The sequence below is a fragment of the Acidovorax sp. Root275 genome (genome assembly GCF_001428965.1).
In the GTDB taxonomy this organism is placed as follows: Bacteria; Pseudomonadota; Gammaproteobacteria; order Burkholderiales; family Burkholderiaceae_C; genus Acidovorax; species Acidovorax radicis.
The window spans coordinates 504,407-526,271 of sequence record NZ_LMJH01000009.1; the positions used below are offsets into that span (position 1 = coordinate 504,407).

General features: G+C 65.7%; 22 protein-coding genes. 13 read left to right on the forward strand and 9 right to left on the reverse strand.

Features of this window, described 5'->3' with window-relative positions; all coding sequences use genetic code 11:
- The first annotated feature begins 111 nt into the window (after positions 1–111).
- The gene (locus ASE52_RS17330) at positions 112–1,338 is read left to right on the forward strand and encodes a YbfB/YjiJ family MFS transporter (protein WP_057227859.1); all 1,227 of its coding nucleotides are present in this window, start codon (positions 112–114) and stop codon (positions 1,336–1,338) included.
- Between the two features lie 2 nt (positions 1,339–1,340).
- On the opposite strand, the gene gstA is transcribed toward ASE52_RS17330, so the two are convergent.
- From gstA to ASE52_RS17370, 7 genes are all read right to left on the reverse strand, one after another.
- Complete coding sequence (gene gstA / locus ASE52_RS17335) at positions 1,341–1,949, reverse strand: glutathione transferase GstA (protein WP_057227861.1); 609 nt, start codon at positions 1,947–1,949, stop codon at positions 1,341–1,343.
- A 91-nt stretch (positions 1,950–2,040) separates the two neighbouring features.
- Complete coding sequence (locus tag ASE52_RS17340) at positions 2,041–2,811, reverse strand: class II aldolase/adducin family protein (RefSeq protein ID WP_057227863.1); 771 nt, start codon at positions 2,809–2,811, stop codon at positions 2,041–2,043.
- A gap of 259 nt (positions 2,812–3,070) precedes the next feature.
- Positions 3,071–3,781, reverse strand: coding sequence for an Ig domain-containing protein (locus ASE52_RS17345; RefSeq protein WP_057227865.1), 711 nt, complete (start codon positions 3,779–3,781; stop codon positions 3,071–3,073).
- The gene (locus tag ASE52_RS17350) at positions 3,778–5,484 is read right to left on the reverse strand and encodes a tail fiber domain-containing protein (RefSeq protein WP_057227867.1); all 1,707 of its coding nucleotides are present in this window, start codon (positions 5,482–5,484) and stop codon (positions 3,778–3,780) included. Before ASE52_RS17350 ends, ASE52_RS17345 begins: the two co-directional genes overlap by 4 nt.
- Before the next feature lie 14 nt (positions 5,485–5,498).
- Positions 5,499–7,082 carry a tail fiber domain-containing protein gene (locus tag ASE52_RS17355; RefSeq protein ID WP_158004170.1) on the reverse strand — a complete coding sequence of 528 codons (1,584 nt, stop codon included), beginning with the start codon at positions 7,080–7,082 and terminating at the stop codon, positions 5,499–5,501.
- Positions 7,083–7,291: 209 nt separating this feature from the next.
- Complete coding sequence (locus ASE52_RS17365) at positions 7,292–7,756, reverse strand: carboxymuconolactone decarboxylase family protein (protein ID WP_010465082.1); 465 nt, start codon at positions 7,754–7,756, stop codon at positions 7,292–7,294.
- A gap of 146 nt (positions 7,757–7,902) precedes the next feature.
- Positions 7,903–8,817, reverse strand: coding sequence for an RNA polymerase sigma-70 factor (locus ASE52_RS17370; RefSeq protein WP_057227873.1), 915 nt, complete (start codon positions 8,815–8,817; stop codon positions 7,903–7,905).
- A gap of 386 nt (positions 8,818–9,203) precedes the next feature.
- Between ASE52_RS17370 and ASE52_RS17375 the strand changes: the two genes are divergently transcribed.
- Together ASE52_RS17375 and ASE52_RS17380 are read left to right on the forward strand one after the other, a co-directional pair.
- Entirely contained in the window at positions 9,204–10,079 is an 876-nt protein-coding gene (locus tag ASE52_RS17375; protein WP_198928119.1) for an ABC transporter substrate-binding protein, read from the forward strand.
- Positions 10,080–10,214: 135 nt separating this feature from the next.
- Complete coding sequence (locus ASE52_RS17380; protein WP_140426257.1) at positions 10,215–11,837, forward strand: methyl-accepting chemotaxis protein; 1,623 nt, start codon at positions 10,215–10,217, stop codon at positions 11,835–11,837.
- On the opposite strand, the gene ASE52_RS17385 is transcribed toward ASE52_RS17380, so the two are convergent.
- Positions 11,813–12,958: a GlxA family transcriptional regulator gene (locus tag ASE52_RS17385; protein ID WP_057227876.1), complete on the reverse strand. Its 1,146-nt coding sequence runs from the start codon at positions 12,956–12,958 to the stop codon at positions 11,813–11,815. The two genes, ASE52_RS17380 and ASE52_RS17385, sit on opposite strands and share 25 nt — an antisense overlap.
- Positions 12,959–13,111: 153 nt before the next feature.
- On the opposite strand from ASE52_RS17385, the gene ASE52_RS17390 reads away from it, so the two are divergent.
- The 10 genes from ASE52_RS17390 to ASE52_RS17430 all read left to right on the forward strand — a co-directional run bounded on the left by ASE52_RS17390 (position 13,112) and on the right by ASE52_RS17430 (position 21,517).
- Positions 13,112–13,900, forward strand: a complete 789-nt coding sequence (locus ASE52_RS17390; protein WP_057227878.1) for an amino acid ABC transporter ATP-binding protein — start codon at positions 13,112–13,114, stop codon at positions 13,898–13,900.
- 2 nt (positions 13,901–13,902) lie between these two features.
- The gene (locus ASE52_RS17395; RefSeq protein ID WP_057228534.1) at positions 13,903–14,562 is read left to right on the forward strand and encodes an amino acid ABC transporter permease; all 660 of its coding nucleotides are present in this window, start codon (positions 13,903–13,905) and stop codon (positions 14,560–14,562) included.
- Positions 14,559–15,245 (forward strand): amino acid ABC transporter permease, encoded by a 687-nt coding sequence (locus ASE52_RS17400; RefSeq protein WP_057227880.1) that lies wholly within the window; start codon positions 14,559–14,561, stop codon positions 15,243–15,245. The genes ASE52_RS17395 and ASE52_RS17400 overlap by 4 nt, the downstream gene beginning before the upstream one ends.
- 17 nt (positions 15,246–15,262) lie before the next feature.
- Entirely contained in the window at positions 15,263–16,669 is a 1,407-nt protein-coding gene (locus ASE52_RS17405) for an amidase (RefSeq protein ID WP_140426258.1), read from the forward strand.
- Between the two features lie 107 nt (positions 16,670–16,776).
- Positions 16,777–17,664 (forward strand): amino acid ABC transporter substrate-binding protein, encoded by an 888-nt coding sequence (locus ASE52_RS17410; RefSeq protein ID WP_082606920.1) that lies wholly within the window; start codon positions 16,777–16,779, stop codon positions 17,662–17,664.
- Between the two features lie 66 nt (positions 17,665–17,730).
- The gene (locus ASE52_RS17415) at positions 17,731–18,678 is read left to right on the forward strand and encodes an ornithine cyclodeaminase family protein (RefSeq protein ID WP_057227887.1); all 948 of its coding nucleotides are present in this window, start codon (positions 17,731–17,733) and stop codon (positions 18,676–18,678) included.
- Positions 18,675–19,895, forward strand: a complete 1,221-nt coding sequence (locus ASE52_RS17420) for an FAD-dependent oxidoreductase (protein WP_057227888.1) — start codon at positions 18,675–18,677, stop codon at positions 19,893–19,895. Before ASE52_RS17415 ends, ASE52_RS17420 begins: the two co-directional genes overlap by 4 nt.
- Positions 19,896–20,168: 273 nt before the next feature.
- Positions 20,169–20,618, forward strand: coding sequence for a DUF4087 domain-containing protein (locus ASE52_RS17425; RefSeq protein ID WP_241777037.1), 450 nt, complete (start codon positions 20,169–20,171; stop codon positions 20,616–20,618).
- A 74-nt stretch (positions 20,619–20,692) separates the two neighbouring features.
- Positions 20,693–21,040: a hypothetical protein gene (locus ASE52_RS25750; RefSeq protein ID WP_140426259.1), complete on the forward strand. Its 348-nt coding sequence runs from the start codon at positions 20,693–20,695 to the stop codon at positions 21,038–21,040.
- A gap of 108 nt (positions 21,041–21,148) precedes the next feature.
- Positions 21,149–21,517 carry a VOC family protein gene (locus tag ASE52_RS17430; protein WP_057227890.1) on the forward strand — a complete coding sequence of 123 codons (369 nt, stop codon included), beginning with the start codon at positions 21,149–21,151 and terminating at the stop codon, positions 21,515–21,517.
- A 32-nt stretch (positions 21,518–21,549) separates the two neighbouring features.
- Here ASE52_RS17430 and ASE52_RS17435 read toward each other — a convergent pair whose 3' ends face one another.
- Positions 21,550–21,828 carry a YkgJ family cysteine cluster protein gene (locus ASE52_RS17435; RefSeq protein WP_057227892.1) on the reverse strand — a complete coding sequence of 93 codons (279 nt, stop codon included), beginning with the start codon at positions 21,826–21,828 and terminating at the stop codon, positions 21,550–21,552.
- Positions 21,829–21,865 lie beyond the last annotated feature (37 nt).

Consider the following 21,865-nt stretch of genomic DNA (forward strand, 5'->3'; position numbering starts at 1 on the left):
TTAATGCTGCAGCGCAAAACGTGCAGCGCACTGGCGTCGACAAGGGTTCCGGTTTTGTGTTAGCCCATGGCCTAGTGTGGTGTTGAGCCCCTTGCGTGAAAATGGGCCGCTATGTCTGCGCCACTGCCTTTGGCCTTCTCCTTTGCATCTCCGTGGCGCAGCCTGTGGCTGGCGGTGGCTTTGTCGATGGGTGCCGCCCTGTCGCTGGGCATCACGCGGTTTGCCTATGCCTTGCTGCTGCCGCCCATGCGCGAAGACCTAGGCTGGTCCTACACGCTGGCGGGGGCCATGAACACGGTGAATGCCCTGGGCTATCTGCTGGGCGCGTTGGCCACTCCCTGGCTCTTGCGGCGCCTGGCCCCGGGCGCCGTGCTGATGGTGGGTGCGGTGATGGCCACGGTGTTCATGGGCTTGAGCGGATTCTTCACGCAGGCGGCGCCGCTGCTGGTGCAACGCTTGCTGGCGGGTGGGGCCAGTGCCCTCGTGTTCATTGCGGGGGGCCTGCTGGCGGCGCGGCTGGGGGCCCAGGTGCCGGGACGCAGCGGCTTGTTGCTGGGCCTGTACTACGGCGGCACGGGTTGGGGCATCAGCCTGTCGGCCCTGCTGGTGCCTGCGGTGTTGGCAGTGGCCCCCGCGCCGCACAGTTGGACCTGGGCGTGGTGGGCGTTGGCGCTGGCCTGCGTGGGGGCCACGGCGGCATTGCTGTGGCCCGCGCGGGTGTTGAGCGGTTTGGCAGCGTCCGTGGCCGCCGGAGGCGGGGCAACATCAGCAGCCACAGTGCCCGAGCGGGTGCGCTGGCGGGCACTGGCCCCCGCGTTGCTGGGCTATGGCCTGTTTGGCGTGGGCTACATCGGCTACATGACCTTTGTGGTGGCCCTGTTGCGTGATCAGGGCCGGGGTGCGGGCGAGGTGACACTGTTTTATGCCTTGCTCGGGCTGGCCGTGGTGGTGTCGTCGCGCGTCTGGGCCGGGCTGCTGGACCGCAGCCATGGTGGCGAGGCGCTGGCGCGGCTGAATGCGCTGCTGGGTGTGGCCACCATCCTGCCTGCACTGACGGGGGCCTGGCCGGTGGTGCTGGCCTCGGGCCTGTTGTTTGGTGGGGTGTTTTTGTCGGTGGTGGCGTCTACCACGGCCCTGGTGCGGCACAACCTGCCGCAGGCGCTGTGGGCCAGCGGTATCAGCGCCTTCACCATCGTCTTCGCGGCCGGCCAGATCGTCGGGCCCACGGTGGTCGGCTGGATCGCCGACGGCCCCGGCGGCCTGGCGCGCGGGCTGGTGTTCTCGGCCTGCGCGCTGTGGGTGGGGGCGCTGGTGGCTTCGCGCCAGCGCCCGCTCTAGCGTTACTTCAGCAAACCTTCGGCTTTCATCGCCGCTTGCACGGCAGGACGCGCGCCCACGCGATCACGGTAAGCCGCCAGATTTGCCAGGCCGGAGATGTCCAGGTGGGTCGGTTTCGTCCAGCTGGTCACGGTGAACAAATAGCCATCGGCCACGGTGAATTGATCACCCATCAGGTACTGCTTGCCCGCCAGCTGGCTATCCACCCACTGCAGCCGATCCAGCAGCTTTTCGCGGGCCATGGTTTTGTACTCCTCGGGTGTGGCCGGGTTGAACAGCGGGCTGAAGCCGCGGTGCAGCTCCATGCCGGTGAAGGTCAGCCACTCTTGCAGGCGGTAGCGCTGCAGCGTGCCGTTTTGCGGCGCGAGCATTTTCTGAGGCACCTGGTCGGCGATGTACTGCACGATGGCCGGGCCTTCGCGCAGGCGGGTGCCGTCGTCCAGTTCCAGCATGGGCACGTAGCCCAGTGGGTTGATGCCGTAGTAGTCGGTGCCGTCTTGCAGCTTGTGGCTCTTGGTGCTGGCCAGCACCGGCGTGAAGGCGAGGCCTGCTTCGTGCAGGGCGATGTGCGGGGACAGAGAACAGGCGCCGGGCGAGTAGTACAGCTTCATGGAGGATCCTTCGGGAGTAGTCAGGAGGCACCGATCCTATGCCTTGGGCGCATTCGCTGCTGGCAGATTCTTTTTTCCCCGTGGGAGGGCCTTAGCTGTCGTACCCCGGCGCCTCGCGCTGCACCTTGCGCAGCAGCGCTGGCCAGGCGAACGCGCCGCCCAGGCCCCCGGTTTGCACGCGCATGGCCTGGGCCACGCCGCTCACGATCTGCGGGTTCACGGCCGTGAGCTCGCCGCCTGCCTGGGCATCGATCTGGATGCGGCAGGTGTTCTCGAAGGTGTACATCGACAGGAACGCGTCGGCAATGGTCTTGCCCACGGTGAGCAGGCCGTGGTTGCGCAGCATGAGGAAGTTGGCCTCGCCCAGGTCGGCCTGCAGGCGCGGCTTTTCCTCGTCGCGAAAGGCTACGCCCTCGTATTCGTGGTACGCCAGCGAGCCCAGCACGAAGGTGCTCTGCTGGCTGATGGGCAGTACGCCGCCCTTCTGCGCGCTGACGGCCACACCGGCGCGGGTGTGGGTGTGCAACACGCAGCCCGCATCGGGCCGCGCCTCGTGCACGGCGCTGTGGATGACGAAGCCCGCCGGGTTCACGGGAAAGGGCGATTCGTGCAGCTTGTTGCACAACATGTCCACCTTGATCAGGCTCGACGCCGTGATCTCTTCGAACATCAGGCCGTAGGGGTTGATGAGGAACTGGTGCTCCGGGCCCGAAACTGACTCGGGCAGCTTGGCGCTGATGTGGGTGAAGACCAGGTCGCTCCAGCCATAGAGCGCAACGAGCCGGTAGCAGGCGGCCAGGTCGCAGCGCAGCTGCCATTCTTCGGGGCTGACGCTTTCTTGCAGGGAAGGAATGTTGAGCATGGTGGTGTCTCCGGTTTTTGTAGGGGTGGGAGACGCCACTGTAGGGCGGTGTTGCGCCAGGGTCTGTCAGGCAGGCTACACCTGAGGCACTTCGGGGCCGCTTGGCGGCCCTGTGGCCCAGGAGCAGCCAAGCACGGGTCTGGCCGTGACGTGGAACGGCGGTGCCGGGTCCCTGCTGGCGCAGGGACCCGGCAACCCGGCCTTGTCGGGCAGCAGGCGTAGGCGTGTCTGGGCCGCCTATGCGCCCGGTGCCGATGCGTCAGTACCGCTGCCGAAGTTGACGCCGTCCCAGCCAGCCCAATCCCAGCGCAGCGAGGGCCAGCATCCAGGGGTCGTTGACCGGAATCGTGGCAGTGGCCGCGACGCTGATGTTCAGCGTGATGACTGAGGACAGGCCGTTGGCATCCGTGACCCGGATGACCAGGATGTAGTTGCCCAGGGTGGTGGGCGTGCCGGTCAGCATGCCGCTGGCGCTGAGTGACATGCCCGGTGGCAAGGCGCCCGAGTTGATGACAAAGGTGTAGGGGCCTGTTCCGCCCGCCACCTGGATCTGTCCGCTGTACGGCGTGTTGACGACGAGTCCGGGTGGCGGGGTGATGACCAGCGCACTGGTCACGGCGCCCGTGCCTGTCAGGTCCAACTCGCGGCCCAGGAAGTCGGACACCGTGATGGTGAAGCTGTAGGCAGCCGCTGTGGTGGGGGTGCCCGTGAGGGCGCCGCCAGCCGACAGGCTCAGGCCGGCAGGTAGCATGCCGGTGCTGACCAGGAACTGGTACGGCGCCACGCCATTGCTGCCCACGAAGGTCACGCTGTACGGCACGCCCTGTACCGGGACGGGAATGGTGGAGGGCGTGACGTTGATGCTCTGGGCTGCGGCTGCAGCACTCCACAACAGCAGGCCGACGGCCCCTGCTCCCGCAAGGAGGTGCCGGCACCAGGTGGCTGCAGCCCGCGCTGCGCGGGCCATCATCGCGCGCCTCCGCGATTGCGTTCAAGCTGCCGTTCCAGGGCCGAGAGGCGTTCCGCCAGGGCCAGGAGTTCCTCATCCTTGGCGGCCAGCTTCTGGTGCAAGGCCTGGACCGTGGCGGCCGCAAGGCCTGCGACATCGCTGGGCGCAAGCGTCTGCGGGCTCGCTCCCACCTTGAAGCGGTGGTGCACATCCTCGGCCATGGGCCCCAGGTGCAGGCTGGCGTTGAGGTCGCTCAGATAGCGCCAGGCATACAACGGCAGGTTCAACACTTCGCCGAGGACGGTGTGGACCGGGGCGGGGCTGATGTCGTGTTTGAGCGTACGGCTGGAGCCCTGGCTGAGCGTGCCGGCCACCACCAGGCCGCCGCCTGCCTGCATCGACAGTGCATTGCTGCCACTGCCGCTGGGCGCCAGGCTGAATGCCGAGCCTGTGGCGTGCTGGGTCCAGTACGCAGTGCCCGTGCCATGCGCAAGCCGCGCAGCGATGGCGCCGTTGTTCTGCAGCTCCATCTGCACGCGCGCGGCAGAGGCAGCGGTCGTCGTGTTGTCGACCAGCAAGGTGCCGGAGCCGTCGGCGCGCCGGAGGTTCAGCGATGCCTGGGGGCGCGGAGTCCCCATGCCGACGTTGCCATTGCCGGCAATGTCGAGGCTGGAATGTGGGGCCCCGGGGCGGATGCGCAGGGGCAGGCGCGAGCCGCCCGTGACGTCGCGCACGAAGAAATTGGCCTCGTTGCCGGCAATGTCCCAGGTCTGGGCCGTGAAGCCGCTGACGTTGCTCTGCTCTTGCCGCAACCCCGGCGTGTCGTTGGACACCACATGCAGGTCCAGCACGGGCACGGCCGTGCGGATGCCCACGCGCCCCTGCGGGTCTACGTAGAGGCTGTTGGCCGGTGCGCCGGCCTGCCAGCGCGCGGGGAACTTGGCGCCCGTGACATCTTCGATGCCCATGAAGCTGGCCCCGCCGCTAGCGCTGTCATTGGCGACCAGGGTCCACCGGTTGTTGGGAAACGGTGCAATCCGGGTGTCCCAGAAACCGATGCGGGTGTTGTTCTCCTTCAGCCGCAGGGTGTCGTCGCCAAAACCCTCGCCGTTGACGCAGTCGAATCCCGTGCAGACGCTGCCCTGGACGATGTGGTCGTCGGCGACCACCTGGTCCTTGGTGGACATGCGTGTGCCGGCCCGGGTGGTGGGGGCGGTGGCGCTGCTGTTGTCCGCCGCACCGACCTCGCCCCGGGGCGGCACATCCGGTGGCAGCACGAAAGCACCGCCGGCCACGGATACGTTGCCGCTGAACATGGCGCCACCGGGGCCCACGGGTGCGGCCGGAACCAGGGCCGCAGTGGCATCGTCGGTTCGCACGGCGCTGGTGGTGGGGGCGAGCGTCAGCTCGTAGGTGTAGCGCCCGTCAGGCAGGGGGGTGTCCTGCAGCGAGAACACCAGCGGGCTGCGCAGCACGATGTCTTGCCGTGGCGCCTCGCCGTCGCGCGCGATGCGCAGCACAGCGCGACCATGGGGCGCGGCGGGGGTCCACTCCAGCCGTTGGGCCAGGAGGCGGGCGGTGATTGCGGCAGCAGCGGGCCCGTCGCCCGGTTGTTGTGCCTGCACGCTCTGGCACAGCAGCGACGCTGCGAGCGCGGTAGCCATCAGCAGGGCCGCGGCGCGGGGCTGCTGCCGGCACTGCAGGGGGGTGTGGTGGTAGGGCATGGCTGGCAACCCCCTTAGCGCGCAGGCTTGGCGGGGGTCGCCATCTGCGCTTCGAGCAGGGAGATGCGGGCCCTGATTGCTGTGATGTCTGCTTCGCGCTCGGTCACCTTGCGAGCGAGTTCCTGCACGGCCCCCAGGGTCACGCCAGCGAGGTCGCCGGGAGCGAGGCTCTTGTCGTCCTGGCCGAGCTGGAAGATCTTGCGAAAGTCCTCGGCCATGGGGCCAACGTGGCGTTCCTGCGTGGGGCTGGACTTGTAGCGCCAGTGGTAGAGCGGCAGGCTCAGCACTTTTTCCAGCAAGGTGGTGCCATTGACGGGCTCGATGCCCGTCTTGAGTGTGCGGCTGGAGCCTGTGCTCAGCGTGCCGGTGATTGCCAGGTTGCCGTTCGCCGCCAGCGTGAACTGCGGTGTGCCTGCGCCCTGCGTGGCCAGGGTGAGGGCCGTGCCGGCGGTCATGTCCCAGCCGGTGGCCGAGGCCGTGGTGAAGCGCAGCGTGGCGGGGCCGTTGTTGGCCAGGTTCAGCAGGGTGCGCTGGGCGGCTGTGCCGTTGGTCTCTTGCACCAGGACCTGGGCGGTGCCGTCGTTGCGCATGACATGCAGTGCGGCGGTCGGCGATGCGATGCCCAGGCCGACATTGCCCGACGCAGCAATGTCCAGGCTGCTGGTGGGTGCTCCAGGGCGGATGCGCAGCGGCAGACGCGATCCGCCGGTGAGGTCGCGCACAAAGAAGTTGGCCTCGTTGGAGGCGATGTCCCAGGTCTGCGCCGCGAAGCCGCCCGCCGAGGACTGCTCCAGGCGGACCCCTGGCGTGTCGCCCGTCAGGGCGTGCACGTCCAGCACGGGCGTGGCGGTGCGCAGGCCCAGGTCGCCGCCGGAGCTGACGTAGAGGCTGTTGGTGGGGGCCCCAGCACTGACGGTGAAGACCTGGTTGCCGGAGGTCGCGTCCTCGATAGCGAGGTAGGAGGCGCCGCCCGAGACGGTGTCGTTGGCCTTGATCCGCCAGTCGTTGCTGGGAAAGGCACCGACGCTCGTGTCCTGGAAGTGGATGATGGGATTGGCTCCCTTCAGCCGCACCGTGTCAAAACCGAAGGACTCGTTGTTGACGCAGTCGAGGCCCGCGCACACGCTGCCCTGCACGATCAGGTCGTCGGCGACGACCTGATCCTTGGTGGAGAACGTGGTGGCCGCCGACTTGGTGCGCGGTGCGGGCGCGCTGGACTCGGAGCCGCCCACCACGAGCTGGCCCTGGGCCACGACAAAGGAGCCGGACACGATGCGCTGGTGCATGGTGGCCTGGGCCTGTGCGGGATCCATGACGAGCGGAGGATCCAGGCTCAGCTCATAGAAATAGCGCCCGTCGGCCAGGCCCGCCCGCTGGGGTTCCAGCACGATCGGTGCGCGTGGGAACGCCAGGTCGGTGGTGGTGCCGTCAGGGCGTGCCAGTCGCAATGTTCCCGTCCCGTGGGGGGCACTGGCGGTCCAGGTTATGCGTTCGGGCTGGCGCGTCGTGGTGATGGACGCAACGGGAGCTTGGGCGGCGCAAGTGGCGCCGACGAGGCTCACCATCAGGGCCATCGCGGTTCGGTGCAGGAAGTTCATGGCGGTGGTCTCACAAGCGGTGGAAGCGCACGGGAACGTTGGCAAGGCATCTTTGCGACGCCAGTTACCCATGGAAACACTTGAGTTTGAGTGACCTGGACTGTCGAGTCAATCCGGAATTGCGCAAGGGAGAGGGGTTGGGGCCCTACCGCTCCCGAGCGCCAAGGGGCGGTAGGCCGCACGCCGGCCCCTGTGCCGCGTCGGGAGTGTCAGCCCGCCTCTGGAATCGGCGCGCGCATCCCGGCGTTCACCAGGTTCCACGCGTTGATCACGGCGACGGCAAAGCTCAGCTCGGAGATTTCCGTCTCGTTGAACACCGCTTGCAGCTTTGCGAATTCCTCATCGCTCGCATCGCTGTGGGGTGTGGCGGTGATGATTTCGGCCCAGCGGAAGGCGGCGCGTTCACGCTCGCCGAAGAAAGGCGCCTCACGCCAGCCGGCCACGGCGTTCAGGTGGCGCGGGTCCATGCCGTCCTTGACCAGGTAGGTCCAGTGCATGTCCATGCAGTACGCGCAGCCGTTGATCTGAGAAACGCGCAGAAACACCAGCTCGGCCAGGCGGGCGCCCAGCGGGCCCTTTTTGATGGTTTCCGACAGGCTCACCAGGCCCATGAAGGCCTTGGAAGACAGCTTGTGATAGGGCAGGCGGGCGGTGTGTTGGGTGGTCGATGGCATGGCAGATCCTTGGGTGTAAGTGGCAATGGCCTGGGGTTGAAAACGTTGGGCATGAAGGCTGCGGTGGTGTTGCTGCCTTTCATACCGGTTAGACGTTGCCGGGTCTGCTGCTGTGACACGGGGCCCCAAAAATCCTCAAAATGATTTCACCCCAGTGTGGCCGGGATGCCCGCCAGCTTGTCAGGGTTGCGCACCGCATAAATGGCCACGATGCGCTCGCCATCCGTCACGAAGGCCTGAGCTGATTCGAGTTGGCCATCCACATAGCGCAGCAGGCCAGGTTCGCCATTGACGAGCGCCATGCGGTAGACCACCAGCGCCCCCAGGCGGCGGAACTGCGCCCAGTACAGATTGGCGATGCGGAACGGCCCCACCAGCGGCTTGGGGAACGATGGCACCTTGCCGCCGCCGTCGCCAATCAGCTGCGCGTCTTCGCTGAGCAGCGCCTCGATGGCGTTGCGGTCGCCGCTTTGGGCGGCCAGCATGAAGCGCTGCAGCAGCTGGTGGTGCACGGCCTGCGGCACCTCGAAGCGCGTGCGCGCCTGCTGCACGCGCTCGCTGGCGCGGTGCACCATCTGGCGGCAGCTGGCCTCGCTCTTGCCCAGCTGCGCGGCGATCTCGGGGTAGTCGTAGTCGAACACCTGGCGCAGCAAAAATGCCGCACGCTCTTCCGGGCCCAGGCGCTCCAGCACGTACATAAATGCCACCGACAGCTCCCCCGCCAGTTCGGCGGCCGATTCGGGGGTGTTGTGGTGCAGCGCATCGCCGGTGGTGTTGTCATGCAGCTCCACCAGTGGTTCGGGCAGCCACCAGCCCACATAGGCCTCGCGCTCGGCCTTCAGGGCCCGCAGCCGGTCAATGGCCAGCCGCGTGACCACCGTCACCAGCCAGGCCTCGGCCGACTGCAGCACGGTGGGGTCCTGGCGGCTCCAGCGCAGCCAGGCGTCCTGCAGCACATCCTCGGCATCGGCGCGCACGCCGAGCATGCGGTAGGCAATGCCGAAGAGGCGGGGACGCAGGGTGGTGAAGGGGTCGGTGGCGGTGGGTGCAGGGTCGGTCATGGCCAGCTCAAGAATAGTCCGAGGATGATCTCCAGACGGCCCGGCGCTTGGGTTTGTGACATCCATGTTGATGAAAGGGTGTCAGCGCTGCGTCTGCTATAAATTAATTAGCTATTGATGCATATGGGTAAAGCGGTGGGGCCCATCTGGATGCGTTTTCTTGGGTGGTCGTGATGGTGAGCCTGACCCAGGCTGGCGGGCTTGTGGGGTGCCCCCCTCTCTGGTGCACAGATCGTCTGTGGTGGTGCGGGATTGGTGAATTCCCTCGATGTCGCGGCCGTTCAATTGCGCTGTGAGAACCTCCAATCTCCGCCTGAAAAGCGTCTCTAAAGTCATTCCATCCCATCAGTCGGTGGGAGGGATAAACCGGATTTTTGGAGATCACCATGTTCAATCCAAGCTTGAAAATCAGGAGGCTTCTGGCCTCGTTCGCTACCGTCACCTGCCTGTCGGCGCTGGGGCTTTCTGCCCATGCCCTGGAGACGGTGGACAAAGGCGCCTTCACCATCGCCTTCTCTGGCGACATGCCTGGCACGGGCTACCAGGACGGCAAGATGGTCGGCTACGACGGCGAGATCCTGCAGCGCATTGCCGATGCACTCAAGCTCAAGGTCAAGCCCGCGCTGATGGAATGGTCGGGCACGATTGCCTCGGTGCAATCGAAGCGTGTGGACGTGATGGCAGGCACCATGGGCTGGACGGAGCAGCGCTCCAAGATCATGGCGCTGAGCGACCCCATCCACTACTTCAAGAACGGCATCACCCAGTCGGACAAGACGGACTGGAGCAAGCTCAAGGATCTTGAAGGCAAGAAGGTCGGCACCATCACCGGCTTCTCGTTCATCCCCGAGCTGCGCAAGATCAACGGCCTGCAGCTGGCGCTGTACGACACCTCGGACGCCGCCGTGCGCGACCTGCTGGCGGGCCGCATCGACGCGGTGATCGGCGACCCGCCGGTGATGCAGTACGCCATCTCGCAGAACCCACAGTGGAAAGTTAAGTTCAACGCCTTCACTGATGCCTCGCCCGACTACCCGCTGCTGACGGGCTTGGGCCAGGTGGTGTTCGGCCTGAACAAGGACAACCCTGAGCTGCTCAAGGCTGTGAACACCGAGATCGCCAAGCTCTGGGGCAGCTGCGACCTGCGCAAGATCGGCAAGACCTACGGCCTGGTGCAGGACGTCTGGTACATCCCCGTGGGCCAGAATGCCCGTGCCGGTGTTGACCGCTCTGCCGACTGGAAGCTGCCTTCCTGCAAGTGAACCCTATTGGGTAGGCCATGACCCCCTGGCCTTGACACGCCGCATGCCCGCCACGCGCAGCATGCGGCTTTTTTATTGCGGGTTCCGGCAGCCTGGCCGGCCCTTCATTTTCTTTTCTTCTTCTTGTTGACCACCATGGCATTCCTTGAACGGGCCGGGCGCGGGCTGTCTATACGCGCGTCGCTGATCCTCGGTTTTTCGGCCATTGGCGCGCTGCTTGCGTTGGCGCTGGGGCTGGCCGTGCAGGCAGGGCTGGCAGCAAACGCGCGGGTGGCGTCGATTGCCAGTGAGAGCCTGCCTCTGTGGAGTGCGGCCTACGAGGTGTCGCTGGAGGTGTCGTCCATATCCCGTGCGCTGCGCGATGCGGTTCTGGTGGAGATGCAGGAAGACCTGCCCACCGAGGTGGAGCGCATTGATGCGGCGCAGCGGTACATCGACAGCCGGATGGCCGCGTTGCAGGGAGCGGTGGTGCTGTCTCCCGCGCGCGATTTGCTGGCACAGATCGGGCAGGCCGCCACGCGCTTTCGGCAGGACCGCGACCAGTTCCTGGCGCTTCTGCAGGGCGGTGCGCGCGGCCCTGCACGCGGCATGCTGACCGGGGCTTTGCGCCAATCGCAGACGGCCTATCTGCAGGCCCTGGCGCAACTGCGAGAGGCCCAGGCGCGCCAGGTGGAGCAGGCGGCCGCTGCGTCCATCACGGCGCTGCAGGGCATGCTGGTGCAGATGGCCGTGTCGTTCGTGCTGGTGCTGCTGGTGGGTTGCGCTGTGGCGGTGGCCCTGGTGCGCACGCTGACACGCCGGCTGGGAGCAGAGCCCCGGGCCGTGGCGCAGGCCATGGCTCGGGTGTCGGACGGGCTGTTGACTGCACCGCTACCGGGCGTGGTGGCGCCCGCCGGTTCGGTGATTGCCTCGCTGCGCGCCATGGTGGGTGGCCTGGGTGACACCGTGCAGCAAGTGCGCAGCGCATCGGTGGATGTGGCGGCGCAAAGCCGCAGCTTGGTCCATGAGGCCAAGAATCTGTCCGAGCGCACCGAGATGCAGTCGGCCGAGCTGCAGCAGGCGGCTGCGGCGCTGGAGCAGTTTGCGGCGACCATGGGCAACACGCAACAATCGGTGCTGGATGCGCACCGGCTTGCCACATCGGCCTGCAGTGTGGCGCGCGAGGGCCAGTCCATCGTCGATGGGGCCATGCAGAGCATGCTGGCGGTGGCTGGGCATGGTGCACGCATTGCCGAGACCACTGCAGTGATCGATGGCATTGCGTTCCAGACCAACATCCTGGCGCTCAATGCCGCCGTGGAAGCAGCCCGTGCTGGTGAGCAGGGGCGCGGCTTTGCCGTGGTGGCCAGCGAGGTGCGCAGCCTGGCGTTGCACTCCGCGAGTTCTGCCAAGGAGATCCGCCAGCTGATTCAGCAATCGAACGAGCAGATCGCTGCGTGCCGGAGCATGGTGGAACGCGCGCATGTGCAGACGGCGAGTGTGATCGAAGCCGTCAACTCGTTTGCCCAACTGATGGCTGCGGTGCAGACGGCCAGCGCCGAGCAGCATGTGGGGGTGCGCCAGCTGACCGAGGTGCTTTCGCGCATCGACCAGTTCACACAGCGCAATGCTGCGCTGGTGGAGGAAGCGCGCGGGGCCTCGGAAGCGCTCTATGCGCAGTCTGGCCGGCTGTTGTCGGTGGTGGCGCGTTTTCGCATCGAAGAAGAAACGGGCGATGGCGGGCGCCGCCTGCTTCAGGCCTCCACTGTGGCCGCCTGAAGCGCCTTGCGCATGCGCCCCGGGGGCATGCCGTAGAGCTGCTGGAAGTGCCGGATGAAATGCGACGCGTCCGAGAAGCCGCATTCGTAGGCGATGGTGATGATGGGCAGGTCGGTGCTGGTGAGCATCCAGCGCGCGTACTTGAGCCGTGCGTTGCGGTAGTACTCGGACGGCGTGGTGCGCGTCTCGGCCAGGAAGACACGTTCGAGCTGGCGGCTGCTTGAATCCACCAGCCGTGCGATAACCGCGATCTCCAGTGGTGTCCCGATGTTCTTTTCCATCAGTACGATGGCCTGGCGCAGCTTGTCGTGGTCGGCGGTGCCGTAGCCCAGAGCATGGCGGCGCGCCACATGGGTGCTGCTGGCGGCGGGGTTCACCGTCATTTGGTGGATGACCTTGGCCGCACGGTCGGGCCCGCAATGCAGGCGCACCAGCTCGGCCGTGAGCTCCACGATGGAGATGCCACCTGCGCAGCTGATGCGGTCGCCGTCGAACACATAGTGGCAGTCAGTGCTGTAGTCCAGTGCGGGGAAGGCGGCCTTCCAGTCCTCCACATGAAAAGGATGCACGCAAGCGCGGCGTCCCGCCATGAGCCCCGCCTGAGCGAGCGCGAATGAGCCTGTGCAGATGCCGATCAGTGGCTTGCCCAGCGACGCCGCGAAATGCAGGAAGGTGCTGTAACGCGGGCTGGCGGTGGGGATGGCCGAAAGCAGGCCTCCGATGACCGCGATGTAGTCGTAGTCGCACTCGGAAGAAAGCGATTCCTGTACCGGCACCGCCACTCCGCAACTGGCCTGCACCGATTGCCCCGGCACCCCGAGGATGGTCCATGAGCAGCGGATCTGCCGACTCTGGTCGCCGACGTCGGCAGCATGGCGCAGGCCATCACACAGCCCGGCCAGCGACAGCAGCGGGAACTGCGGCCACAGCAGGATGCCCACGCGCAGCTCCGCCGCCGACGCGGTGGCCGCAGGCCTGCGCCGCGCAGGTGTGGCCCGGGGTGGGGCGTCCAGCCGGTCAATCAATGCACCAATGTCGCCTGTGTTCTGTGCACTGGCCTGGTGCAAATTTGCACCAATCTCTTCAGAAAGCTCTTTGGGACGGGCTTTGGTGGGGGGCATGGGGTTTTCCCGGTATGTCGCATACGTTCAATATAGCGGCGACGGCCTGCAATGAACAGATGGACGAAATTTCTAGCATGGAGGCACTGGGTATCGACGTGTGCGGCTGCAAAGACCGTGCCGCGCTACCCGCAGTTTTGTCTGGAGAACCATGTGAACCATCCCCTGCTTCAAGTGAGCGGCCTCAAGAAGAGCTATGGCCCGGCCGAGGTGCTCAAGGGCATTTCGTTCAACCTGCAAAAAGGCGAGACGCTCTCGCTCATTGGCCCCAGCGGGTCGGGCAAGTCCACCTGCCTGCGCTGCCTGAACTTTCTGGAGAAACCCCAGGCGGGAGAGGTGCTGCTCGAATCCGAGCGCATCGGGCAAGTGCCTGCAGGGAAGGATGCCTGGCGCTTTATGACCGACACCGAGATGGCGCCGCAGCGCCGAGAGATCGGCATGGTGTTTCAGCTGTTCTACCTGTGGCCGCACCTCACCGTGCGCGACAACGTGGCGCTGGCATCGATCAAGGCTGCGCGCATGCCGCGTGATGCGGCCTATGCGTTGGCTGAAGAAATGCTCGACAAGGTGCACCTGCGCCACAAGGCCGATGCCTACCCCGAGCAGCTTTCGGGCGGGCAGCAACAGCGCGTGGCGATTGCGCGTACGCTGGCGCAAAAGCCCAAGCTGATTCTTTTCGACGAGCCCACTTCGGCGTTGGACCCTGAGCTGGTGGGCGAGGTGCTGGGCGTGATTCGGGAGCTGGCCGAGGAGGGCCGCTCAATGATCCTGGTCACGCACGAAATCCGCTTTGCGCGTGACGTGGCCGATCGCGTGATCTTCATGGACGGCGGGCACATCGTGGAAGAGGGGCCGGCCGCGCAGGTGATCAATCAGCCGCGCATGGAGCGCACACGCAGCTTTCTTGGCCAGGTTGGCAAGGAAGCAGGGCTGGAGCTGTGACCATGCCCGGCATCGAAACCCTGATCCTCATTGTGCTCACGCTCGCGCGTGGCGCGGTGACCGCAGCGCAGGTGGCCCTGGGCGCGGGACTGCTGGCTTCCAGCCTGGGCCTTTTGCTGGCGCTGCTGGTGGTCTTTGCGCACAACCGTGTGCTGCAGGCTGTCATCGCGGTCTACATCGAGTGGATGCGCAATGTGCCAGCGCTGGCGCATCTGTTCGTGCTGTACTTTGGGCTGGCGTCCGTGGGTGTGCGGCTGTCGCCGCTCACGGCTGCGGTGATTGGCCTGGGCCTGGTGGGCGCGGCCATCCTGTGCGAGGTGTTCGCGGCGGGCCTGCGCTGCCTGCACGCAGGCCAGCGCGAGGCGGCGCTGGCAGTGGGCCTGACACCGGCCCAGGCGCTGCGCAATGTGCTGCTGCCGCAAATGCTGCGCGTGACCTTGCCTTCGCTGGGCAACTACGCAAGCCAGCTGGTCAAGGACACCTCGATTGCCTCGGCCATTGCGGCGCCTGAGGTGATGTTCTATGCGCGCAATCTGGTCACATCCACGTTCGAGACGCCGATCATTTACCTGACCGCCATGCTGCTCTATGCGGCGATGGTGCTGCCTATCAGCTGGGCTTTTGCGCGCCTCGAACGCAGCACGGCAGGGGGTACGCGATGAAAACGTTCTTTGCAACCTACGCCGAGTACATGGTCGATTGGTGGCCTCGGCTGCTGGAGGCGGCGGTGGTCACAGCCGAACTCTCGGCCATCGGCTTCGTCATCGCACTGGTGCTGGGCGCCGTGCTGGTGTGGATGCTGCGCAGCGGTGTGACCTTGCTGCGGCACGGGGCTAATGGCTTCATTCAGCTGCTGCGCGCGGTGCCCCTGCTGGCGCTGCTCTTGGCCATCTATTTCGCGCTGCCAGCAGCGGGGGTCACGTTGTCAGGCTACTGGGCTGGCGCTATTGGCCTCGGTGTACATGGCGCGGCTTACGTGGCCGAGGTTCTGCGCGGCGGGCTCAAATCGGTGCACGGTGGGCAGCGCGAGGCGGGCCTGGCTGCGGGCCTGACACCACGGCAGGTATTCCTCTACGTCACGCTGCCGCAGGCCTTGCGGGTGATGCTGCCGCCGTTGCTCAACAGCTATGTGGCGCTGCTCAAGGACAGCTCGTTGTGTGCGCTGATCGCCACCAACGAACTGATGCTGACAGCCAAGGCCATGTCCAGCGAGTACTTCCTGCCGCTGCACATCTTCATGCTGGTAGGGCTGCTGTATTTCGCGATTGCGTTTCCCCTGTCCATGTTGTCGCGGTGGCTGGAACGGCGCCTGGCCCATGGGCGCCGCACGGTGGGTGCGGCATGAACCGAGACAACAACACCATGACATCCATGACCTACGCGCCGCTGGAACGGCTGGCTGCCGCCATCCATCGCGGAGAACTCTCAAGCGAGGCGCTGCTGGAGGCGCAGCTGGCGCGCATTGCGCGCTATGACAGCCAGCTGCATGCCTTTACCGACGTGTATGCCGACGAGGCCCGCGCCACCGCACGCGGCCTGGACCAGATGGCACGGGCTGGTGTGCGCCTGGGCCCGTTGCACGGTGTGACCGTGGCAGTGAAAGACCTGTTCGAGGTTCAGGACAAGCCCATCTCGGCAGGCTCGAAAGCGCGCCCGCCGCGCACTTCGGCGATCAGCGCTGCCGTGGTGGAGCGCTTGCGTGCTGCCGGGGCCGTGGTGATCGGCAAGACGCACACGGTGGAGTTCGCCTTTGGCGGCTGGGGCACCAATGCCGCCATGGGCACGCCGTGGAACCCCTGGGATCTGCAGACCCACCGCACCCCCGGTGGCAGCAGCAGCGGATCGGCCGTGGCGCTGGCGTCCGGCATGTGTTCAGCCAGTGTGGGCACCGACACGGGCGGCTCAGTGCGCATTCCGGCGGGGCTGTGCGGGGTGGTGGGGCTCAAGACCACGCGCGGCCTGATTAGCCGCCACGGGCTGATCGAGCTGTGCCCCACGCACGACACCGTGGGGCCACTGACCCGTACGGTGCGCGACAGTGCCCTCCTGCTCGACGTGCTCTCGGGCCCGGACCCGCGCGACAGCGTCTCCCTGCCGGTGCCTGTGCGCGAGGTCTTGCCGCAGCTCGATGCGCAGCGCTCGGTGGCGGGCATGCGGGTGTGGACCCTTCCAGAGGCAGAGCGCGAGCATGTGGCTGCCGAGGTGCTCGCCGTGTACGACCAGGCGCTGCAGGTGCTGGACGCCCTGGGCATGCAGCGGGTGAACCGGGCGCTGCCGCAAAGCAGCTCCGAATCCATGCGCGTGGCGGGAAGCCTGATGAGCGCCGAGGGGTACGCCAATCTGGGCCCCTTGTTCGAGCAGGATGGGCTTGAATTTGACCCCCATGTGCGCCGGCGCATTCTGCTGGGGCGTGATATCGGCTCGGCGCAGTACATCCACCTGCTCAAGCTGCGGGAGCAGGCCAAGGCCGACATGCTCATTGCCATGGAGGGTGTGGATGTCTGTGTATTCCCCACCAACGCAATTGCCGCCATCCCGGTCTCTGAGGTGGACGAATTGGCCACGCCGTTGTCGCGCTTTGGCCGCTTCGTGAACCTGCTGGATCTTTGCTCTGTGGCGGTGCCTGCGGGGTTCACGGGGGCGGGCATGCCGGTGTCCATGCAGGTCATCGGGCGGCCGTTTGACGAGGCGACCATTTTGCGGGTGGGCGATGCCTTCGAGCGCGCGACGCGCTGGCACCAGGCTGTGCCGCCTGGGCTGGAGGCTTAAGCCTTTTTCCAGCCTTGTTTTTCTTCCCTCAGTGTGTTGACGGGGTCCGTGCGATTCACCGGCGCCTCACGGTCCGTCTGCAGCGTCTATTTGTTAAGGAGTGGTCCATGTCTGCAATCCTGGATGTGAAATCCCTGCTGACCCCGCTCGTTGCGGCATTGCTGTGGGGGACAGCGGCTTGTCATGCCCAGACGGCAGGCAGCGCCTTGGCACGCATGGTGCGCAGCGGTACGGTGAATGTGGGCTACATCCCAACGCCGGGTACGTTTGCGTTCCGCGATGCGAGTGGCAACACGATGGGTTACTCCATCGACGTTTGCATGAAGGTGGTGGAGGGCATTCGCAAGGCCGTTGGCCGGCCAGACCTGCGCGTGGATTTTCGGCCGCTGGAGGCGGCGCAGCGTATCCCACTGCTGAAGGCCGGTGCCATCGACCTCGAGTGCGGTGGCAACACCAATACAGTGGGCCGGCAGCGGGATGTGGACTTTTCGCACACGCTGTTCACCACGGGCGTGCGGTTCCTGGCGCGCCCATCGGTGCAGCTTGATGGTGTATCCAGTCTGTGGCGGCGGCGTATTGCCGTGAGCAACGGCACCACGGCGCAGGACACGCTGCAGCGCCTGCGCCAGGAGCAGGCGCTGGATGTGGTGGTGGTGCCCACCGACGCCGAAGGTGTGCGCCTTGTGGAAGAAGGGCGCGTGGACGCGTTTGCGCAGGATGACATTCTGCTGTACGGCCTGATCGCTGCATCACCCGCAAAGGATCGCCTGCATGTGACGGGAAGACATCTCACGGTGGAACCCTACGCCTTCATGTTGCCCAAGGACGATGTGCCGCTGCGCGAGATCGTGGACCGTACGGTGCTTTCCCTCATGCACTCGGGCGAGCTGGCTGCCATCTACCGCAAATGGTTCGACACGGCATCGCTGCGCATTCCCATGAGCGCGCACATGCGCGAAAACATCCGCTACCCCAACAAGTACGGCATTCCCTGAAGGCGCGCGCCCTGCACGCCTTGTTCCTTTCTTTCCCTCTTTTTCTGGCGGTACCAGCCTATCCACATGAACAGCATTCCCTTCATCAGCGATCAGCAGATTTCCGAAACCCTTGATTTCCCCTCCGTCGCCACGGTGCTGGGCGAAGCGTTTGCAAGCCTGGCCACCGGTGGCGCCGCCGTCCACTGCCGCCAGCGCACGGATTGCCATGACCTGCGCCTGAGCACCATGGGGGCCGTGTGGGCAGACCGCGCCGTGGGTGGTGTCAAGGTCTATCCCACGGTGCGGGGGCAGTTCAGTTTCTCCATTCTGTTGTTCGATCTGGCCAGCAACCAGCCGCTGGCGGTGCTGGACGGCAACGAGATTACGCGGCTGCGCACGGCGGCCATCACGACGCTGGTGGCATCCAAGGCGGCTGCGGCGCGTCCGCGCAAGCTCGCACTGTTTGGCACAGGGTTGCAGGGCCGGGCGCAGGTGGCCGCACTGTGTGGATGGTTTGAGTTCGAGGAGATTGCCTTGGTGGACCCGGCGGGAGACGCAGCCTGGGCCGAGGCCTTGGCCCGCAGCACGGGCTGCCGCGTGGCCTTCACCACGCCAGAGGCGGCCGTGCGGGACGCCGATATCGTGGTCACGGCTACGCGCTCGGCCACGCCCGTGTTTGATGGCGCATGGCTCGCGCCGGGCGCTTTTGTCTCGGCCATCGGAACCAGCACGCCCAAGGGGCGCGAACTGGACGACACCACCATGGACCGTGCCGGCCGCATCATCGTGGAGTGGAAGCCGCAGAGCCTGGCTGAGGCAGGCGAGGTGGTGCTATGGGCAGGGCGCAGCGCCGCATCGCCCTTCGTGGATCTGCCCGAACTCTACGCGGGCCAGGCACCCTGGCGTCCAGTGGAGCCCGCCATCACCGTGTTCAAGTCGGTGGGCGTTGGGCTGGCCGATGTGGCGGTGGCGCAGCTCGCAGTGTCACGCATCCTGCCCGGGCGGGCGCCAGCGGGTCGAGGGCAGCCATGAAGGTCTGTGTCATCGGCGCGGGGCTGATCGGTTGTGCCACGGCCTACCAGCTGGCGCGGCAGGGTTTTGACGTGCATCTGCTGGACTCGGAAGCGGCCCCCGGTTTGGCCACCAGTTACGCCAACGGAGCGCAGCTGAGCTACAGCTATGTGGAGCCCTTTGCATCGCCCGCCACGCTCTGGGCGCTGCCCAAGATGCTGCTGTCGCGAGAGTCGGCGGTTCGGTTTCATCCGCGCTGGGACTGGCGGCAGTGGGCCTGGGGCCTGCAATTCCTCAGGGCCTGCACGGTGCGGCAGTCGGTGCGTGGCACCGAGACGCTGCTGCAGATGGCGCAGGCCAGCCGGGCCACGCTGGCCGACTGGATGCAGGCAGAAGACTGGAATTTCGGTTTCGAGCAAAACGGGAAGCTGGTGCTCTGCCCCACTGCGGAGGCGTTGCGGCAGCAAGAGCGGCAAGTGCGTTTGCAGGCGGCACTTGGCTGTGACCAGCAGATATTGACCGTGCAGGAATGCCTGGAAGCGGAACCCGCCCTGCGCCGCGCGCGTGCGCTGCGCTTTGTCGGCGGCGTGTGGACGCAAAGCGAATGCGTGGCCGACCCCCACCTTTTGTGCCAGGAAATGGTGGCCAGCCTGCAGCGCCTGGGCGGCACCGTGTCGCTGGGTGTGCAAGCTAGCGGCTTTGTGCGGCATCGCAGCCGTATCAGCGCCGTGATGACCCACCAGGGCGAGATCGAAGCCGATGCTTTCGTGCTGGCAGCAGGACCGCGCGCAGTCACGCTGGCCGCTGCGCTGGGCATCTATTTGCCCATCTACCCCATCAAGGGTTACAGCATCACGGTGCCGTTTCTCCCTGGTGTGCAGCGCCCCTGCGCGAGCGTGACGGATCTGGCGCGCAAGACCGTGTTTGCACCGCTGCACAACAACCTGCGTGTTGCAGCCATGGCAGAAGTGGGCGCTAAGGGCTTGGACATCGCGCCCGCCAGGGTCCAGGCCATGGTGGAGGCTGTTGACCAAACCTACCCGGGACTTTGCGACGTCGGTGCGCCAGAGTCTTGGGCAGGGCTGAGGCCTGCTACCCCAACGTCGGTGCCCATCGTGGGGCGCTGGCGGTCCAGCAATGTGTACCTCAACGTGGGGCACGGCGCGTTGGGGTTGACGCTGGCGGCGGGCAGTGCGGTGGCGCTGAGCCGGCACATGGGTCGCGTTGATGGTGCGTGAGTTCGAACAACTTCAGGGCGCCCAGCCTTCGCAAACACAGGCCGGGCGATAGCAATGGGCCGTGGGCGCAACAAACGGACATGGACGCTGCCTGCCCCCTTGCTGCAGCAGACCGCCAAGAAAGACGGGTACCAGGGGTTCCTGCGAGCCCGATGCAACAGTCACTGCAGCCGGGGTAGTCTTCCTCGAAGTTGTGCTATTGTTTATATAGCTATAGATGCTTGTCAGTAAAGCGGTAGACCCGTTTTGAAGCTCAAATCGAAGGACCGAGAAATGGCGGTGTCGTACGCAACCACCGACATGCAGGGAGCCCGGCGTGGAGTAGGGATACAGAGCCGGGCCGCGGTGGTGTCAACGCTCTTGTTCGCGCTGCTGCCGTGGGTGGCCCAAGTCCAGGCGCAAGCACAGCAACCTGCTGCCGGAGTTGCCCAGCCGCTGGAAAACCGCTGCGGCTGGTTTCACAACCCCACCCCCAACAACGCTACCCTGACCGACCGTGATGGCGAGTGGGTGGTCTCCACCCAGGGCGGAGATAGTGCCGAAGGCGACTGGCCCGTGTTCACCGACGCGCAGTGGAAGAAAACCAATGGCCACTATGGCTACGGGTGTGCGTGCATGAAGGTGGTGGTGGACCGCAGTGATCGGCGGGTGCTGCGTATTGCTTCGGGGGTGGCGAAGCCGTTGAAGGCGTGTCGGGGGGATCGGGCGCTGCCGAAGCCTTGAGGGGCCTGAGGCGGCGCAGCGAGCGCAGGCGGGGCCTGCCCAGACTAAACCAGACTAAAGATAGGGGGGTATTTATGTGGAGTGCTGCTCGAAAAGCCGCCATTTCAGAGGTGGTTTTGCTGGTGGTATTTGTGCTGACCTTGATGGGCAAAGCAGGAACTGGATCAGGGCTACCATTTCTATTTCTTGTCCCAGTGGCTTATGTGTTTTCTCTTGTTCGGATCTATATCGTTCTCACGGTGGCCACGCAGTTGTCTGCAAGTCGCAATGTCTTCTGGTTTTTCGCGATGGCACTTGGATTTTTTTCAGGTCTTGCTATAGCAACAGGATTGCGGGAATCCGGTTTGAATCTCGTATTGCTAACAACCTTGTTGGGGCTATCTACAGCCGCAGGTTGCTATTTCGCACCCGATGAAACCTAAGTACGAGCCAAAAAGGCCAAATGCGCCAACTGAGGCGCCACCATTGCGCTGCCCAGCGCAAAAGTTCACAGTGCTGGTTTTCAATCTCCCAACCCCGAGGAGCGCCCCATGCCCCACGCATTGAACTGGTTCGAGATCCCCGTGACCGACTTCACCCGCGCCAAGACTTTCTACGAGACGGTGTTGGGCATCACCATTGCGCCCATGGAAATGGGCCCGACGACGATGGGCATGTTGTCCACCGACCCCACTGCCATCGGCGGCGCCCTCGTGCAGGGCGAGGGCAGCGTGCCGTCGCAGAACGGGACGATGGTGTACCTGAACGGCGGTGATGACCTGGCCCCGATGCTGGCGCGCGTAGCGCAGGCGGGTGGGGCGGTGGTGGTGCCCAAGACGGAGATTGGCAACGACTTCGGCTTCTTTGCCCATTTTGTGGACACCGAGGGCAACAAGGTTGGGCTGCACTCGATGAAGTAGCGGGTACCCCCGCCCGATGGAAACAGGACCGGCTACGCCATCGGTTCGCCAATACTTCCGGGCTGCGTCAGCCGCTCCAGCTGCGTCAGATACGCCAGGGCCTGCCCATTGCTGGTTCCGCACATTTCCACCTGTGGCATCAACCCGCCGCACACCGCCGGTCGTTCAGGCTGCCCAAAAATGCGGCAGCGCGCATCGTCCCCCAGTTGAACGCACCGCACCCCCGCAGGTTTGCCCTGCGGCATGCCCGGGATGGGCGAGCTGATGGAGGGGGCGGTGCAGCAGGCGCCGCAGCCAGGGCGGCAGTTCATAGGTGATTGCTATTGTTTGTGTAGCTGCTGGCGCTTT